Below are 16231 nucleotides of genomic sequence, written 5' to 3' on the forward strand. Positions count from 1 at the left end.
TCAGCGGTGCGATCCGCGACGTCGGCACCGAGCCCTGTCATACCTGGCCACGGGGCACTTTCTTCTTTCGGGGTCACCCACACCGCCGCTCACTCATGAAGAGCCGGGGCTAACAGTCGGCCGATATCGGCAACGAGTTCTGCCTGCTCAAGGCCAGCCCGATCATCCCGGATGGACGGACGAGGACGGTCCCGGGCCCGGCCGGATCTGAGGAAACCGGCGCCGTCGCAACGTCCGCAGCAATGTCTCGGCGGCCAGTTGGCCGGAGATGGCGTTGACGCCGCCGCCCGGCCAGGTTCCTACGCCGGCCAGGAAAAGACGGGGTATCGGCGTGCGATAACGACTGAGCCCCAGGCTGGGGCGCAACATCAGGAACTGATCGAGATGGTGGCTGCCGGAGATCGAGTCGCCGCCGGCGAGATTGCTGTTCGCCCGCTCCAGGTCGTCAGGAGAAGAGATCGCCCGAGCGCGCACCTGCCCCGTGAGACCCGGGGCGTGCGCCTCGAGAATGTCGATCACGCGATCGGCGTAGGCGTCGCGCACGTCCGGCCAGTGTGTTCCGCTGATCCGGCCGCCTGCGTCGCCCGTGATCTGTGCCGGCACCATGCGAACCTGGATCCACACCACGTGCTGTCCCGCCCGTTGAACCCTGGTGGGATCGACGACGCTGGTCTGGCCGACCACCAGCAACGGGGCCTCGGGCAACTGGTGTGCGAGCGCCTGCTGATACGTCCGCGCCATGTCGTCGACGTACGAGCCGACATGGACGTAGGCGAAATCGGACAACCGCGGATCCCGCCACGGAATGCGGCCGTCGAGAGCCAGGTGCAACATGAAGGTGGCCGGCCCGAATCGATAATTTCGCGCGGCCGCCGCCATTCCGTTGGGGAGCGCGGTGTCGGCGAGGAGATCCTGCACGAGACGAGGCAGCACGACGGTCGAGACGACCCCGTGCCGCGCACTGATCCGCTGCCCGTCGGCGAGGGTCACACCGCGTGCACCGCTCCCGTCGACGTCGACGCGGGCCACCCGCGCGCCGGTGAGAACGGTGCCGCCGCGAGCTTTCACCAGTGCGGCCATCGCCTCCGGAAGCCGCCCGGCACCGCCTTCCACCAGCGACATGCCCCCCAGCATGTCGGCGAACATCTCCAGCAAGGGAAAGACGGCACCACCGGCGATGTCGGGCGCGTAGTCCAGATGCATGCCCCAGGCAGCCGCCAACGACTTAGCCTCGGGCGTCGAGAAGTATCGGTCGCCGAGCGCTCGCGTCGAGGAGAGGAGCGTTGCCGCAAGATCGCCCGGCGAGATGCTCTTCCGATGGCGCCACACCTCGCGCACGGACTTCATGGCGACCCACGACGGCTGAGGGCTGGTGTAGATCGGTAGGTAGGCGGCAGCAAAAGCCTCGAACAGTTCGCGAAGGCGCCCCCACCCGGCCGCATCCGCCGGGGAGTGTTCCTGCCACATCGCGAGAGTGGTGTCCTGGTCGCATGTGACGCGAAGATTCGCACCGTCGGGGAAGGCCGATGCGTACGGATGAGCGGACCTCGCGAACCGCAACCCCTGGTTGCCCAGCTCGGCACCGTACTTCGCGAAGAACGGCGATCCGAGGAACAGGTTCATATTCGTGGCATAGAGATCGTGGACGTATCCGGGCAGCGTCACCTCGTCACTCTGTACCGCCCCGCCCACCGTGGGGTTGGCCTCGACCACCACCACGGACAATCCCGCGTCGGCGAGCACGGTGGCAGCGACCAGGCCTTGATGGCCGGCACCGATGACCACCACATCACACTCGTCCACGCGGTTCTCCTGTGCGTCTCGTCATCCGGCGAAGTCTCGCCAGCCCATCACACCCTCAGCGAGGCGTACAGGGCTCAGCGTCAGTTTCCAAGGTCGCGATGAAGGGCAGGTCGCGGTAGCGCTCGGCGAAGTCGATTCCGTAGCCGACCACGAACTCATTCGGGATGTCGAACCCGACATAGCGCACCGGAACGTCGGCTTTCTGTGTGGTTTGCTTGCGCAGGAGGGCACACACCTCGAGGGAGGCAGGCTTGCGCACCTCGAGGTGTTGCAGCAACCAGGCCAGGGTGAGGCCGGAGTCGATGACGTCCTCGACGATCAGTACGTGCCGGCGCCTGAGATCCGTCTCCAGATCGTTGACCAGCCGCACCTTGCCCGAGGACACGGCGGCCGACCCGTACGAGCTCAGTGTCAGGAACTCCAACTGCGCCGGGATCGACAGCGCGCGGGCGAGATCCGCCAGGAACATGATGCTGCCCTTCAGCACCCCGACCAGCACGAGGGCATCGGCGCTATCCCGGCAGCGCTCTCGGAAATCCCCGCTGAGCTGCTCGGCCAGCTCATCGATCTTGTTGCGGATCTGTTGCTCCGTGAGGAGCACACGAACCAACTCTGCGTCATACACGCCGTATCGTCCCGTCTGCGTATAACAGCAAGATTCTTCCCCGATCCCGTCAATTCAGGGATGAACGTCACGTCGTGCATGGTCGACGACCAGCAGGCCCTAGCCTCGCCCGAGCGCCACTCACGATGCTGAGTGTGGGCGGACCCGAAAGATGGCGACCAGCGCCGGATAAACCTGAGGATTGCGAGCCCCCCGGGTTTCGCCGCATCCAGCAGCACGCTAGCCGCCTGCGAGGAATGCCGCAACAACATGCGCTCGCCTGCCCGGCGTGAAGCCGGACAGAGCGTGCGCATTCCGGAAGCGCACAGAAGGTGTTCCATTCAGGCCACGGCACCAGAAGGAAGCTCCCGGGAGCCCTCCCACCACGAACCATGCTGGAGCTAGTCCGCCGGGCGCGCAGCCACGAGATGAATCGTCGATCGGACCGCTTTCAGCGCCTCCTCGTCGCGCGTGGCGATGCACAGGACGAAGGTGCCCTGGATGAGGGCGAGTATTGCGTTCGCCAAATCCTCTGCCGCGCGGTCGGCACGGACGTCGCCGCGCTCCTGCCCCTGCGCGAGGAGGGCAGCCAGGCGCTCCCGCCAGGCGAGCAAGGAGGCGCCGATCTGCTCGCGGAAGGCGTCGGAGCCGACGGCGACCTCGGTGGAGAGCTTCCCCACGAGGCAAGCCCGCCGGTAGCCGGACCGCACGAAGAGCTCCACCAGTTCGTCGACGTATCGGCCGAGCCGTTCGGTCGCGGAGAGATCCGGCTCGCTCGCCCAGCGGTCGAGCAGGGCGAGCTGGAAGTCCGTGTAGCGAGTCAGGACGGCTCGGGCAAATTCCTCTTTCGACCCGAAGTGGTGATAGAAGGAGCCCTTCGGCACTCCCGACGCCTCGAGGATCGCATCGACCGTGGTGCCGTGGAAGCCACGGTCGTAGAAGTACTTCAGGCCTTGCCGAAGCAGCCGCTCCTTGTGCGGCAACGGCTCGCTCTGCTGCGTGCTCATGTCGTCTGCGTCCTCTTATGGAAAAGGTCCTTTCCGTCCATTCTAACTGTTCGTTGACGCGCCCATAACCTTCCACAATTCCTTGACGACCTGGTCTAGACGATTTAGTCTAACGCTCAATATGAGGCCGTGACCAGCGCAAATATCCGAAGGAAAGGTGTAAATGGGCCACACCGACTATCAGGCCGTGGACGCCGTCGCGGTCGTGACGATGAGCAGCCCACCAGCGAGCCTGTTCGACGAGGAGTTGTCCGATCACCTCCTGGCCGACGTCGAGCGCGCCTCCGACGAGGGCAAGCGTGCACTGATTCTCCAGGCCGACGGCGCCGTATTCTCCGGTGGCGCAGACGTTTCCATGTTCCGGTCCCGCACGATCAGCGGCGCGCGCGAACTGATCGGCAGGTCCATGCCACTGATCGCCGCTATCGAGGACGCCCCGTTCCCGGTCATCGCGGCGGTGCACGGCCTGTGCCTGGCCGCCGGGCTGGAACTCGCGCTCGCCTGCGACCTGATCGTTGCCGAGGAGTCGGCCCGTTTCGCCCAGGTCGAAGCCATGATCGGGGCGACGACGTTCCTCGGCGGGGTCTACCGGCTGGCAGAGCGCTGCGGACCGGCGCGTGCCCGGGAGATCACCTTCGGGGCCGAGCAGTACACCGCCGCCACGTTCGAGCGCTGGAACATCATCAACCGGGTCGTCCCCGACGGTGAGGTGCGGGAACACGCGCTCGACTGGGCACAGCGCCTTGCGAAGGGACCGACGGCCGCGCACGCGGTCACCAAGCGACTCGTCCGGTACGGGCTCGCGCACGGGCCCCGGGAGGCCGACCTCTACCTGCTCGACGCCGCGACGCCGTTGTTCGAGAGCCACGACATGCAGCACGCCGTCGGCGAGCTTCTCTCACAGGGCGCCCGGAAGTTCCGGGCGAACCACAACCAGTTGGTCTTCGAGAACCGCTGATGCTCGAGACCGCGTCGTCGCAGTCGATCTGCGCCTTGCTGGAACGGCAGGCGCGGCAGCGTCCGCAGGCGCCTGCCGTCTCCGAACTCCGCGACGGCGAGCTGCACACGACGACGTGGGCGGACTACCACCAGTGCGTCCTCGACGCCGCGGCGGCGTTTCTCGACCTGGGCCTGCAGGCGCGCGAAACCGTGGCCATCCTGGCCGGCAACCGGATCGAGCATCTGGTCGCCGACCTCGCCACCGCACACTGCGGCGCCGTTTCGGTCACCATCTACCCCACGCTGTCCGCCGAGCAGCTGGCCCACGTCGCCTCCGACGCGGAACCGCGCATCATCGTCGTCGACGGCCCTGCGTCACTCGCCCGGATCGCGGAGATTCCGTGGGTCGCGCAGAACCGGCCGGTCCTCGTCACGCTCGACGCCGACGGCGAGCCCACGCACGGCGAGCTCCACTGGCAGGAGCTGACAGCGGCCGACGCAGGCCACCGGGAGCAGCACGACGCAACGCTGCGGGCCCGCCAGGCGGCCATCCGCGCCGACGATCCCGTCACCTACGTCTACACATCCGGCACCACGGGTCCGTCCAAAGGCGTGGTGCTGACCCACGGCAGCATGCGCTGGATGGCCGGCGCCATCGAGCGAGCCGGCCTGACCGACTACGAGTACCGGGGGATCTCCTACCTGCCGCTCGCACACGTCGCCGAACGGCTGTGGAGCATCTACCTGCTGCTGCAGACCGGCGGACACGTGCTGTGCTGCCCTGCCCCGGAGCGGCTCGCGGAGTATCTCCGTGTGTTCCGGCCGAGCTTCTTCATGGCCGTTCCCCGCGTGTGGGAGAAGCTGCGCCAGGGCGCCGAACGACTCCTCGCCTCGCCCGCGTTCAGCTCGCGGGGCGACGAGCTCGCGCGCGACCGCGACACACTCCTACGCGAGTGGGCGCAGCGCTACGACGACATACCCGTTCCCGCAGCTCTCCGCATGCAGGCCACCGAGGCCCGCGAAGGAGTGCTACGAGACGTGCGGGCGGCGCTCGGGCTCGACAGGACGCTGGTGCCCGCCAGCGGCGCGGCTCCGATCGGGGACGACGTGCGGGGCTTCTTCGCCTCCCTCGGCGTCGAGATCATCCAGGGATACGGGCTCACCGAGACCAGCGGCGTGGTTGTCTGCGACCGCGTAGGCACCGCTTCCCGCGGCTCCGTGGGCCTCCCGCTGCCGGGCGCCGAGATCCACATCGCCGACGACGGCGAGATCCTGGTGCGCTCACCGGGCAACACCCCCGGCTACCGCAACCGGCCGGATGCGAACGCCGAGCTCTTCGACGCCGGGGGCCGGCTGCACACGGGCGACATCGGCCGGGTCGACGAGGCCGGGCGCCTGCACATCACGGACCGCAAGAAGGACATCATCATCACCGCGGCCGGCAAGAACATCTCGCCGACGGCGATCGAGTTCCGGGTGGCGGGGCAGTCGTTCATCGACCAGGTGCTCACCTTCGGTGACGCACGGCCGTACGTCGTCGCACTGCTCACCGCCACACCGGAAAACCTGCTGGAGTTCGCCCGGGACCAGGGCATTTCCGGTGCCGACCCGGACGAACTCGTCCATCATCCGGCCGTGCTCGCACAGGCCCAGCGCGTCGTGGACGAGGCCAACAGCCACCTGTCCCGACCCGAACAGATCAAGCGGTTCCGGTTGCTCGCAACGACGTGGACCGTTGAATCGGGCGAGCTGACCCCCACGTTCAAACTCCGGCGAGCAGAGATCCACCGCCGGCACGCCGACGATCTCGCTACGCTGTACGCCCAGCGCGACCGGTAGAGAGCTCTCAGCACGACCACAGCCACCTGCTGCCATGGTGGGTTCGTCCCGTTGAGCCCATGTGACCGAATGGAGGCTCGTGCCACGACGTCGAAGATCGGCGCCCGGTCGGATCGGATAACCACGGCGGTCTCTTGCACGTGGTGACGAGTGACGGTCACATTTTCTCGTAGGAGCTTGTGGCCGTGAACCTATCCACTACTCGTCCACTGGCCGTGGTCACCGGCGCCTCCAGGGGGCTGGGCCGGGCGATAGCGGCCGATCTGGCGATTGATCACGACGTGCTCCTCGGCGGCCGCGACCAGCAGGCTCTGTCGCAGACCGCCTCCCGATGCGGGGGGCGGGCATGGCCGGTCGAACTGACCGACTACGACGCCCTGCGAGCGGCGACGCGTGAGATTCTCAGCCTCGATGTTCTCGTGCACAACGCCGCCATCTGGACCGCCGGAGCGATTGCGGACACACCGACGAGTACGTGGCGCAAGATCTTTGATGTCAACATGTTTGCGATTGTCGAGCTGACTCGACTTCTGCTACCGGCGCTGCGGGCCGCCGGGGGCCACGTCGTACTCATCAACTCGACGGTGAACGCGAGCGCAGCCGCCGGGCAAGCGGCTTACGCGGCCTCGAAATCGGCATTGCGCGCGTTCGGTGACGCACTTCGCGCCGAAGAGCAGGTGCACGGGGTGCGGGTGACCTCCCTCCAACTGGGGCGCACCGACACCGACATACAGCGTGCAGTGCGTGCCGCGGAGATGGGCCGCTACGAACCACACCGCTATCTGCAGCCCAAGGACGTGGCCGACACCATCCGCGCGGTCATCACCGCGCCCATCACGGCACCGATCTTCGATCTCGTCGTCCGACCGCCACTGCCCGCGACGTGAGCGGGAGAAACCCCCTGCGGCACTGATCGTGGCGTCGAATTTCACATACCGCTGCAGATCACAACCAGCTGACCTAAGGTGGTTTCAGTTTACTACCACTTTGAGTCCGCGCCACGAGCCGGGAACCGAGCACCCTGCCGGGCGGCGAATGACCGGAAGCCTCGGGAAGGAGGGCCGCGATTTGTCACGAGTCGCCGTGGTGACGGGAGCAAGCCGCGGGATCGGGAGGGCATGCGCAACGCTGCTCGCCGAGCGCGGGATGCGGACCGTGGTCAACTATCGCTCGAGCCGTGAAGAGGCCGACGCCGTCGTCGCCGCGATCAGCGCGGCCGGCGGTGAGGCGTGGGCCGCGCAGGCCGACGTCACCCTGCCCGCCGACGTGGATCGGATGTTCGCCGAGGTCCGTGACCAGTGGGGCGGGGTCGACGTGCTGGTGCACAACGCACCCACACCGTTCGCGATGGGCTCCTTCCGCGACCTCACCTGGGAGGAGTTGGGCGGGAAGCTCGACCAGGAGATGCGTGCGGCGTTCCTCGTGACGAAGGCGGTGGTCCCGGGCATGGTCGAGCGCGGCCGTGGCCGGCTGGTCTATCTGAGCACGGGCCTCTCGCGCCGTCCTCGCGCCGGGATGATCGCGCTGGGCACGGCCAAAGCCGCTCTGAACCAGTTCGCCCGCTACGTGGCCCAGGAGTTGGGCCCGCACGGCATCACGGCCAACGTCGTGGCGCCCGCGACCGTCGAGGAGACCTGGTCGGAGGAGAAGCTCGACCCGGCGCTGCTGGCACAGATGGCGGCAGCCACACCACTCGGTCGCCTCGCGCGCCCGGCCGACGTTGCCCGCACGGTGGCCTTCTTCGCCGGCGACGACGCCGATTTCACCACGGGCAGCTACGCGCCGGTCAACGGCGGTCTCGCAATGGACTGAGAGGAAAGGCGTGTTGGAAACGCTCGATCTTGCTTATGTCGGACGCGGTATTCACGAGGAGCTGGTCGCGTACATCGCAGACCAGGAGGGCTATTTCGAGGACGAAGGCGTCCGCGTCGCACTGCGCGACGGGGTCGCCTGGCCGACAGAGCGCCTGCGTCGCGGCGCGACGATCGGGTTGGGCCGGTCGATGCTGTCGCGACTCACCGACGACATCCCGTGGACCGCACTGAGTGTCAGCACCCACCGGCCGCTGTTCTGGTTCGTCGGCCGCGCCGGACTGGAGTCACTGCAGGACCTGAAGGGTCGCAAGCTGGTGGTGCACGCTCCGGAGACCGCCCCGGGATGTTTCGCCCGGATCGTGTTGCGCCGGGCCGGACTCGACCCGGATCGCGACCTCGAATGTCAGTACCGCATGCCCGGTGACTACGGGATGCACCTGCGCAGCCTGCGCGCCGGCGAGATCGACGCCGCGCTGATCGGCAGCACGATGGCTCCCGAACAGGTGGCCGAGCAGGAGGGATGGCGGGTGCTCGCCTGGGTGGGCGACCATTTCCAGATCCCGACAGTGGGAGTGATGGTCGACCCGACCTACGTCCCGCTCGACAGCCCGGCGCTACACGCGATGGTCCGCGCCAACCGGCGCGCCCTGCGCACCATCCAGGACCGCCCCGAGAACGTGGTCGACCACGTACGGACCTTCATGGGCCGCCACACCGACGAGGAGATCCGCGCACACCTCGACCGATTCGTGATCCCGCACTTCACCCACGACGGCCAGGCCGACCTCGAGATCGGGGACGCCGCGATCACAGCCGTCGCCGCGGAACTCGGCGTCCCCGCAACATTCCGGGCGGCCGACGTGTACCGCACCGACCTCGTCCTCACCGACCATTAGAATTGCGTCCGACCTCGTCATACCGAGCTGTCCACATTCGACGGTCTGGACTTCTGCCATGGCCAGCGGCCGGTGATCTCCAGCTCCAACGAGAAGCTCAGGAACGTACGGATGATGACGATTCCACCCAGCACCGCCACGCTGTTGAGGCTGGGCAGGATCGCCACGGTACGGACGATGTCGGCGGCCACGAGTAGTTCCAGTCCCAGGAGGACGGTCCGGGCGAGCATTCGCCGGAACTGGCGGTAGACATCTGACCCGGCCCTGCGCTGCGCCAGTCGTATGACCGCAACTACAGCCGCGATCGCAGCACCGACCGCGATGATCGCGACGCCGGCGGCGTCGATGGCCATCCCGATCTTCTCGATCACTTCATCGAAGAGCATTTCACCCCGTCCCGGTGTACTGGTGACTCCTCTCTACAGCATCCATCGCCGAATCGGATCCGGATTCACCGAGCAGGCCTAACTGTGCAACAACCTTGGAAAGCCGTATGCCGAAGCTGTTCTTGCTAATTCCGGCGCGGCCACTGCGATCACGAGGTTTCCCGTGGGTGCGACCCGGCATCCGCCACGGACGCCCGACCAGCAACGTCGCAGGCTCCGTTCCGCCAACTCGTCCGGTTCACCCACTAGGAGCTTTGTGTCGCAAATTTGACGTCCGAAAACCAGACGCGATACCCTTTCCATACTCAGGAGGCCGTCACGACCGCCTCCCCACGGATCCGAGTGGAGATCCTCATGCCCGATCGTGCCGCCTACCCGAAGCCGGGCGCAGACATCGTGATCCGCGCAGGGGCTGTGCACACGCTCGTCACCGGCCAAGAGGCACAGCGCGCGGTCGCCGTCCGCGGCGACCGGATCGTCGCTGTTGCGGCGGACCGTGACGGCCTGGACGACTGGATCACGCCCGACACCACCGTCATCGACGAGCCGACCGCAACTGTGCTCCCGAGCTTCGACGACACGCATACCCACCTCATCTTCGCCGCGCACGGCGCGCACGACGTCCCCGTCCATCGCGCCAAGGACATCGCCGAGTTCCTCGACCTGATCCGAGAGCGAGCAGCGATCACCCCGGACGGCGAGTGGATCCGCACCACCACCAACTGGCAGGAGCTCAACCTCGCCGAGCGCCGAATGCCGACTGCGACGGAGCTCGACACCGCGACGGACCGGCATCCGATCCTCGTCAAGCGCGGCGGCCACAACGACGTCGTCAACTCATACGCACTGCGACTGGCCGGCATCACCGAAGACACGCCCGCGCCGCCAGGCGGTCTCATCGGCCGCAACACCGACGGCACGCTCAACGGCCGGCTGGTCGACACCGCCATCCATCTGGTCGAACACCTTCTTCCGCCTGCCGACGACCAGCGCCGTATCTCCGGCCTGGACCTGGCCTCGCACGACTACGCCCGCACCGGGATCGGCACCGTCAGGGACTGCGCCGTACCGCTGCCGGATCTCGACCTCCTCCAGCGCACGCTCGACGCCGGCCGACTCGGCACCCGCGTCCGAGCCCTGGTGTCGGCGCTGGGTAAGGCCGACCCGTCCGACGTCGACGGGCTCCTCGACGGAATGGAGACGTGGCGCTACCGACACGACCCCTGGCTGCGCGTCTGGGGAATGAAGTTCATGCTGGACGGCGGGCTCGAGGGCGGCGCGACCGAGGCGCCCTACGTCGGGCACGACGATTTCTGCGGCCTGTTGCTGTGGGAACCGGACGCGCTGACCGAAGCGATCGAGCGCGTCGTCCGGCGAGGGTGGCGAGTCGGCACGCATGCCTTCGGCGATCGTGCGGTGCGCATCCTGCTCGACGTCTACGAGAGCGTCCTCGAACGCAATCCCGGGCTGCCACCGCACTCGCTGGTCATCGAACACGGCGGCCTGGCCGGCCCCGAACAGCGCGCACGAGCGATCGCACTCGGCATCCCCGTCACGATCCAGCAGCCGCTGCTGCACGACACCGCCGAGGTCGGGATCGGCCACTGGGGACAGGAGCGCGTCGGGAACCTGTTCCCGGCCCGCGAGTGGATCGACGAGGGCGCCCTCGTCACGGCCGGGTCGGACTTCCCGGTCGGCCCGTTCGGCGCCATGCCATCCGTGTGGGGCATGGTCACCAGGCAGACGGTGGTGGGAGTTCAGGGACGGGAGCATGCGATCAGCCGCGACGAGGCGATCGCGCTCCACACAACCGACGCCGCCCGCTTGGTGGGCGAGAGCGACCTGCGAGGGCGCCTCACTCCAGGCAGGCTCGCCGACCTCACGCTTTGGCCCACGGATCCGCGACACTGCTCGATCACGGAACTCCGCGACCTCACACCGAGTCTCACAATCGTCGGTGGTCGCACAACTCACGACGCGAGACTCACGAGCTAGCGTCCGTGCCGGCAGGCGAAAAGGGCCATTCGCCCTTTCTTCGCTCATCCAGGCCGTGGACCTGCGGATACGGGCTCGGCGGACGCCGCGCCTGGTTCAATGGTCGGTGCGCCTCGATGCGAATCGAGCACTGCCCAAGCCGGTCGAGGGGCGGACGTGACCGAACACCTGTCAGCCGGCCTGAGCGAACAGGATGACGGTGCGCTGTGCCGTCGCGGCGCCGAGGGCAATCTCCCGATCGAGCTGACGAGTTTCGTCGCGACACCCGCAAGGCTCGATGTGATCAGGATGGCGCCTCTGGCGCGGCGCGCAGCCGCCCTGTTCCCGTTCTGGAACTCACGCGGCCGGTTCAGTGAGGGGCGCCACTGGCTCGATCGGCTGCTCGCGCTATGCGACCCTCGTCGCGGACAACATTCGGTTCATCGCCGAACCGCTCCCCGGTCTGGACGAGCCGGTGGGGCAACCCGGCGGCGCCGAGGACCTCGGTCCCGTGGGGGTGGACACCGAGTTGGTGCAGGACATCCCCCGTCGCGACGCCGGCTGACGACCGAAGTCCTCTGCGACGACAAGCTACGTCGCAGTTCCCCGCTCCAGCCGGGTGAGCCTCGACCGGATGTCCTCCAGAATGGCGCGAACCGGCGCGGACAGGCCTGCCGTGGCCTGCTGGGTTCGGCTGAACACCACCCCGGCGACCGCGGCACTGACCGCCGTGCGGAGCCTGGCGAGATCGGCGCCCGTAGCTCGGAGAGCAACCGCTACGCCGTCATCGTCCGGCCCTGCGGCGAGCCCCAGCAACAGGTGTTCGCACCCGACGAAGTTGTGCTGCAGGCGGACCGCCTCGCTGACGGCTCGATCCAGAGCGCCGCGCAGATCAGTGCCGTTGCCGTGTCCCCGGGCCTCCGCGACGACATCCGGCGGCTCCACGTCGAGCGCGGCGAGAACGGTCAACGCCAAGTTCTCGCCTTCTTCGACCAGGGCGCTCAGGAGCTCGACAGTGGTGGTCGGCTCGTTGCGCAGCGCACGATCGACCGCGTTCCTTGCCCGCGCTGTGAATCGGTTCCAACTCGCCGTCTCGGTCATGTCGAGTCCTCCGCTGGGCGCTGTGCCGCCGGTGGCTGCGAGTACCGCCTCTGCCAGCGCCTGTTGGCACACCGAGGACACCGGTACCCCGGCCTCCTTCACGGCGGCGGCCAGGTCGTCCGGCAGGTACACGTTGATCTTCGGCACGGCAGTCTCCGAGGCTATGGGTACAAGGGGTTATAACCCTCTATAACCCCACCACGCAAGCCGTTCGCCGACGGGTGTGCGGCCTCAGCGTCCGCGGCCCGATCGACTCTCCGCGCAGGCGATACAGGTCTCCGCCGCGGGCAATGCCTCCAGCCGCGCCTCGCCGATGGCACGCCCACACCGCACACACAGGCCATAACCACCCGCGGCCAGGCGATCCACCGCCCGATCCAGTGCGGCCAGATCTCGTCGGGCGCCGGCCAGCAGTCCCTGCAACTGCGCACGCTGGACCGCGATCGTCACCCCCTCAGGATCGTGCTCGTCGTCGTGCGTGGTGAAGGCCTGCTCCTCCGCCAACGACCCGACCTGCCGCTCCAGCCCGGCGATCCGATCCGCTGTCTCCTCCCGCTCAGCAGCGAGCTGTGCAGCGACATCGGGCCTGTACATGCAGGTGGAACGGGCATGTGCGGGCGACGGTTCCGCCGGGCGAACGACCGACGCCGGTACGCGCACACTCCGACGGAAGATCCTCGAGGGACCGGGGCGCGGACGTACGCTCCTTGCCGACAGCGGCTGCCACGACGGGCTGCCGTTCGTCCTGCGATTCTCAGAAGCGCTCCCCGAGTTTTGCCGGTGGAGGGTCCGACGCGGAGGTTCCCTGGTGGACGTCGCTTTCGATACCGCGAGCACCGCAGCCGCCGACGTGCTCCGGCGGCTGCACGACGCACTCGACACCAGATTCGTAAGCCTCGACGTTGCGCCTCGCACCTGCGGTCCGTCACCGTCCGGGCTCGATGTCAGGTTCTCCGCCGGCGAGGTCGACGACGTCAACATCGCTCGCTTCAGCGGCACCCCGGTCTCCGCATATCGCACGCCCCGCCATATCCACCGCAGCCCCCGTGACGAGTACATCGTCGCCCTCCACCTCAGCGGCCCGGCCCGCCTCGCCCAGGACGGGCGGCGCGCCGTCCTGCACCCTGGGGACATCGCCGTGCTCGACTCCGATCAGCCCTACGCAATCGAGCTGGGCGGTGCAGAGCCGTTCGAGCACGTCGCAATCCGTGTCCCGCGTGGGCGGTTCACCGCAGGACGCCCGCTGCCGGTCGGGGTCACCGGGGTCGGGCTGGCCGCCACCAGCGACGCCGGCAGGCTGCTGTCGCCGTACTTCCGAACGCTCACCGCGCCGGACTGGAAGGCGACCGTCCTCACCAGCCGCTTTCTCGACTCCGGGCTCTCGCTTCTCGCAGCTGTGCTGGAGGAGTCCGCCTCGGACAGGACTCCCCGCACGTCAGAGCACCTGCACCGCATCCAACGCGAGGCCCGCCGGCAGCTCACTGATCCGGCCCTCTCGCCTGCGACCGTCGCAGCCGCCTGCCACATGTCCATCCGCCAGTTGCATCGCCTTTTCGCGGAGGACGGCACAACGTTCGGCACGTGGCTGCGAAATGAACGCCTCCAGCACTGTTATGCCGACCTCACCGACCCTGCCCTCCTTCACCTGCCGGTCGCCGACATCGCGCAGCGCTGGGGCTACCGCAGCCCGGCGCACTTCTCCCGCGCCTTCGGCGACCGCTACGGAACCACGCCGCGCAATGTCCGCCGGAGGGCCGGCACCCGTCGGCCACCAGCGTTCGACCTGGTGAGGAACGTGCGGAACTAACGGAGCGTCGACAGGCCGTCCCGGATGCGGCGCCGAGTTGTCCGAGCGTGCCAGGGTCATTGCCGCAACGTGCCAGCGGGACGCCCCGAGCAGTACGGGGACCTAGCGTCCCCACCATGACCTCGCGACGCGACGGCCGCTCCACTGCACCGCCGTCGTCCGTCGACGGCCTGCTGGCCCGGGCGAGGTTCGACCGGGGGTGCACCACGAGGGGGGTGCGCCCCCGGTCGAACGACGTCCGAGCCCTGCGACGGATTCGCCGAGCCGCACCGCGTCGGGCGTTGGTGCCAACGTCTATTTCCTCGATTGCCACTATTTCGTCATCTTTCGGTTGAGTGTCGGCCAACCGGAGATAACAGCAGTGCGGGGGCGTGGGCCTGATCACCGTGCTACCTTCACGCTCCTCTACCCTCACGCGGCGTGCCCGCCGTTCTCGAATTCATCCGACAGGTGGCAGCCGGCTTGTTCAGCGCCGGCTCGGTCTACATTGCAATTGCGTTGGCGCTTGCCACGATCGCTCTGTTAACGCGCTTGTATGCCAGTCGGAAGCGGTTGTCGTTCGAGGAGGACTTCAACTCCAAGATCGGCATCGTGCCGTTCGGCCACAACAACGATCCGGCCGCGACGATCCTGAGCGTCTTCAACAGCGTCAGCGTCGTCGTCATCCGGGTATGGAACTCCGGCCGGGCCACGATCGAGGCGGACGACTACCGCCGCGCGCTGCGCTTCGTGGTCCGCGGCCGCTACATCTTGGATTTCCGGCTCTCCCAGCCGCAGCCCGACGACCTTCGGAGTCCGGTCGAGAAGGAAGCGCAGATCAGCGCTGTGGTGACCGACTCGGGCACCCCACCCCCGTTCCGCAGTCGAGAGGACCTGCTGAAGGAACTTCCCGAATCGTTGCTGAGCCCAGACACAGAACACAAGAACAACAGCCGCGAGCTGCGGCTACCCAGGCTCAAGCTGCGGCCACGAGACGAGTTCCGATTGGTGGTCGCGCTTCGCGAGGACGAGAAGGCCCCACCAGAGGGCAGGCAACTGGACAAGGGCTACGAGTTCGATGGTGAGCTGCATTCGGGCAAGCTCATCGATCACGGCGCACCGCGGCGACGCCCCTCAGCCAACCAACTCCTCGTCGGGGCCGTAGCGGTACTCGCCGTGATGCTCGTTCTGGCGCTCTTCGTGCGGCCGATGAGCCCGGAGTTCTGCGCTGACGGCGAGCTCCGGATCGTCGGGTCGAGCGCTATCGAGCCGACGGTCCGGGCCATCTCCGACGGATATAGGGCCAGCTGCGGAGGTGCCCGGTTCAGCCTGGACAACATGGACGGGAGCCTCGAGGGCATCCGAGAGCTGCAGGACAGACCCGACGAGCGACAGCGCCTCCTGGCCTTCTCCGACGGCCCTGCGAATGGGCCGACCGGACAGCTCGATCGACGCCCGGTCGCGGTCCTCGTCTACGCGCTGGTGGTCAATCGCGCCGCCGGTGTTCAGAGCCTCACCACCGACCAGGTCCGCCAGATCAACGCCGGAACCGTGCGCAACTGGTCGGAGCTGGGCGGCGCCGACCTACCGATCCGGCTGGTCGGTCGAGGGCCCGACTCGGGGAGCCGGCAGGCGTTCGAGAGTCACGTCCTCGGCGGTGCCGAAGCGCCGGTGTCGTCGAACTCGTGCTACACCAACGACCGGGTCCCCGACGCACCCGTGATCCGCTGCGAACGATCGACCACCACGGAGTTGCTGACCGAGGTCGACCGCGTCGAAGGCGCCATCGGCTACTCCGACGCCGCACCGGCCGCGCAGTTCGGCGGGCTGATCCGCCTGCGCCTCGACGGCGCCGAGCCCACACGGGAGTACCTGCAGACCGCGTACAAGTTCTGGACGGTGGAGTACGTCTACACCAACGGCGTTCCTGAGGGCGAGGGCCTGTTGAACAACTTCGTCGACTACCTCGCCGCCGACCCTGCGGCCCGGCACCTGCAGGACGCGGCCTACGTCCCGTGCGTACGACCCGACCGCAGCATCGAGCAACTCTGTCTGATCGAGCGCTAGGCCCGGATTACGGGT

15 protein-coding genes are annotated in these 16231 nt (G+C 67.7%); 9 read left to right on the forward strand and 6 right to left on the reverse strand.

Annotated features, from left to right (window positions below; genetic code table 11):
- Nucleotides 1-162 precede the first annotated feature (162 nt).
- The 3 genes from ACQPZQ_RS35380 to ACQPZQ_RS35390 all read right to left on the reverse strand — a co-directional run bounded on the left by ACQPZQ_RS35380 (nt 163) and on the right by ACQPZQ_RS35390 (nt 3414).
- Entirely contained in the window at nt 163-1803 is a 1641-nt protein-coding gene (locus ACQPZQ_RS35380) for a phytoene desaturase family protein (protein ID WP_433288191.1), read from the reverse strand.
- Between the two features lie 55 nt (nt 1804-1858).
- Nucleotides 1859-2428: a hypoxanthine phosphoribosyltransferase gene (gene hpt, locus ACQPZQ_RS35385; protein ID WP_433288193.1), complete on the reverse strand. Its 570-nt coding sequence runs from the start codon at nt 2426-2428 to the stop codon at nt 1859-1861.
- Nucleotides 2429-2808: 380 nt separating this feature from the next.
- Nucleotides 2809-3414 (reverse strand): TetR/AcrR family transcriptional regulator, encoded by a 606-nt coding sequence (locus tag ACQPZQ_RS35390; protein ID WP_433288195.1) that lies wholly within the window; start codon nt 3412-3414, stop codon nt 2809-2811.
- Nucleotides 3415-3577: 163 nt separating this feature from the next.
- Here ACQPZQ_RS35390 and ACQPZQ_RS35395 point away from each other — a divergent pair, with 163 nt between their 5' ends.
- The 5 genes from ACQPZQ_RS35395 to ACQPZQ_RS35415 all read left to right on the forward strand — a co-directional run bounded on the left by ACQPZQ_RS35395 (nt 3578) and on the right by ACQPZQ_RS35415 (nt 8902).
- On the forward strand, nt 3578-4372 hold the full coding sequence (locus ACQPZQ_RS35395; protein ID WP_433288197.1) for an enoyl-CoA hydratase/isomerase family protein: 795 nt from the start codon (nt 3578-3580) through the stop codon (nt 4370-4372).
- Nucleotides 4372-6192 carry an AMP-dependent synthetase/ligase gene (locus tag ACQPZQ_RS35400; RefSeq protein WP_433288199.1) on the forward strand — a complete coding sequence of 607 codons (1821 nt, stop codon included), beginning with the start codon at nt 4372-4374 and terminating at the stop codon, nt 6190-6192. Before ACQPZQ_RS35395 ends, ACQPZQ_RS35400 begins: the two co-directional genes overlap by 1 nt.
- A gap of 179 nt (nt 6193-6371) precedes the next feature.
- Entirely contained in the window at nt 6372-7079 is a 708-nt protein-coding gene (locus ACQPZQ_RS35405) for an SDR family oxidoreductase (RefSeq protein WP_433288201.1), read from the forward strand.
- A gap of 199 nt (nt 7080-7278) precedes the next feature.
- On the forward strand, nt 7279-8004 hold the full coding sequence (locus tag ACQPZQ_RS35410; RefSeq protein WP_433288203.1) for an SDR family NAD(P)-dependent oxidoreductase: 726 nt from the start codon (nt 7279-7281) through the stop codon (nt 8002-8004).
- 10 nt (nt 8005-8014) lie between these two features.
- Nucleotides 8015-8902, forward strand: a complete 888-nt coding sequence (locus tag ACQPZQ_RS35415; RefSeq protein WP_433288205.1) for an ABC transporter substrate-binding protein — start codon at nt 8015-8017, stop codon at nt 8900-8902.
- Nucleotides 8903-8919: 17 nt separating this feature from the next.
- On the opposite strand, the gene ACQPZQ_RS35420 is transcribed toward ACQPZQ_RS35415, so the two are convergent.
- Nucleotides 8920-9288, reverse strand: a complete 369-nt coding sequence (locus ACQPZQ_RS35420) for a DUF1622 domain-containing protein (protein ID WP_433288207.1) — start codon at nt 9286-9288, stop codon at nt 8920-8922.
- 354 nt (nt 9289-9642) lie between these two features.
- Here ACQPZQ_RS35420 and ACQPZQ_RS35425 point away from each other — a divergent pair, with 354 nt between their 5' ends.
- Together ACQPZQ_RS35425 and ACQPZQ_RS35430 are read left to right on the forward strand one after the other, a co-directional pair.
- A complete protein-coding gene (locus tag ACQPZQ_RS35425) occupies nt 9643-11283 on the forward strand; it encodes an amidohydrolase (protein WP_433288209.1) in 1641 nt (546 codons plus the stop codon).
- Nucleotides 11284-11635: 352 nt separating this feature from the next.
- Nucleotides 11636-11827: a hypothetical protein gene (locus ACQPZQ_RS35430; protein ID WP_433288211.1), complete on the forward strand. Its 192-nt coding sequence runs from the start codon at nt 11636-11638 to the stop codon at nt 11825-11827.
- A 26-nt stretch (nt 11828-11853) separates the two neighbouring features.
- Here ACQPZQ_RS35430 and ACQPZQ_RS35435 read toward each other — a convergent pair whose 3' ends face one another.
- Together ACQPZQ_RS35435 and ACQPZQ_RS35440 are read right to left on the reverse strand one after the other, a co-directional pair.
- A complete protein-coding gene (locus ACQPZQ_RS35435) occupies nt 11854-12510 on the reverse strand; it encodes a Clp protease N-terminal domain-containing protein (RefSeq protein WP_433288213.1) in 657 nt (218 codons plus the stop codon).
- 84 nt (nt 12511-12594) lie between these two features.
- Nucleotides 12595-12957, reverse strand: a complete 363-nt coding sequence (locus ACQPZQ_RS35440) for a TraR/DksA family transcriptional regulator (protein WP_433288215.1) — start codon at nt 12955-12957, stop codon at nt 12595-12597.
- Between the two features lie 214 nt (nt 12958-13171).
- Between ACQPZQ_RS35440 and ACQPZQ_RS35445 the strand changes: the two genes are divergently transcribed.
- Together ACQPZQ_RS35445 and ACQPZQ_RS35450 are read left to right on the forward strand one after the other, a co-directional pair.
- Nucleotides 13172-14170, forward strand: coding sequence for a helix-turn-helix domain-containing protein (locus ACQPZQ_RS35445; RefSeq protein WP_433288217.1), 999 nt, complete (start codon nt 13172-13174; stop codon nt 14168-14170).
- Nucleotides 14171-14701: 531 nt separating this feature from the next.
- The gene (locus ACQPZQ_RS35450) at nt 14702-16216 is read left to right on the forward strand and encodes a PstS family phosphate ABC transporter substrate-binding protein (protein WP_433288219.1); all 1515 of its coding nucleotides are present in this window, start codon (nt 14702-14704) and stop codon (nt 16214-16216) included.
- The last annotated feature ends 15 nt before the right edge of the window (nt 16217-16231 follow it).

This window comes from Pseudonocardia sp. CA-142604 (assembly GCF_050948475.1).
Taxonomy (GTDB): domain Bacteria; phylum Actinomycetota; class Actinomycetes; order Mycobacteriales; family Pseudonocardiaceae; genus Pseudonocardia; species Pseudonocardia alaniniphila.

Excerpts from the sequence above, each read along its gene's own strand:
- ACQPZQ_RS35390 (WP_433288195.1), bottom strand. The coding sequence starts at position 3,414 with ATGAGCACGCAGCAGAGCGAGCCGTTGCCGCACAAGGAGCGGCTGCTT.
- ACQPZQ_RS35395 (WP_433288197.1), top strand. The coding sequence starts at position 3,578 with ATGGGCCACACCGACTATCAGGCCGTGGACGCCGTCGCGGTCGTGACG.
- ACQPZQ_RS35400 (WP_433288199.1), top strand. The coding sequence starts at position 4,372 with ATGCTCGAGACCGCGTCGTCGCAGTCGATCTGCGCCTTGCTGGAACGG.
- ACQPZQ_RS35420 (WP_433288207.1), bottom strand. The coding sequence starts at position 9,288 with ATGCTCTTCGATGAAGTGATCGAGAAGATCGGGATGGCCATCGACGCC.
- ACQPZQ_RS35425 (WP_433288209.1), top strand. The coding sequence starts at position 9,643 with ATGCCCGATCGTGCCGCCTACCCGAAGCCGGGCGCAGACATCGTGATC.
- ACQPZQ_RS35440 (WP_433288215.1), bottom strand. The coding sequence starts at position 12,957 with ATGTACAGGCCCGATGTCGCTGCACAGCTCGCTGCTGAGCGGGAGGAG.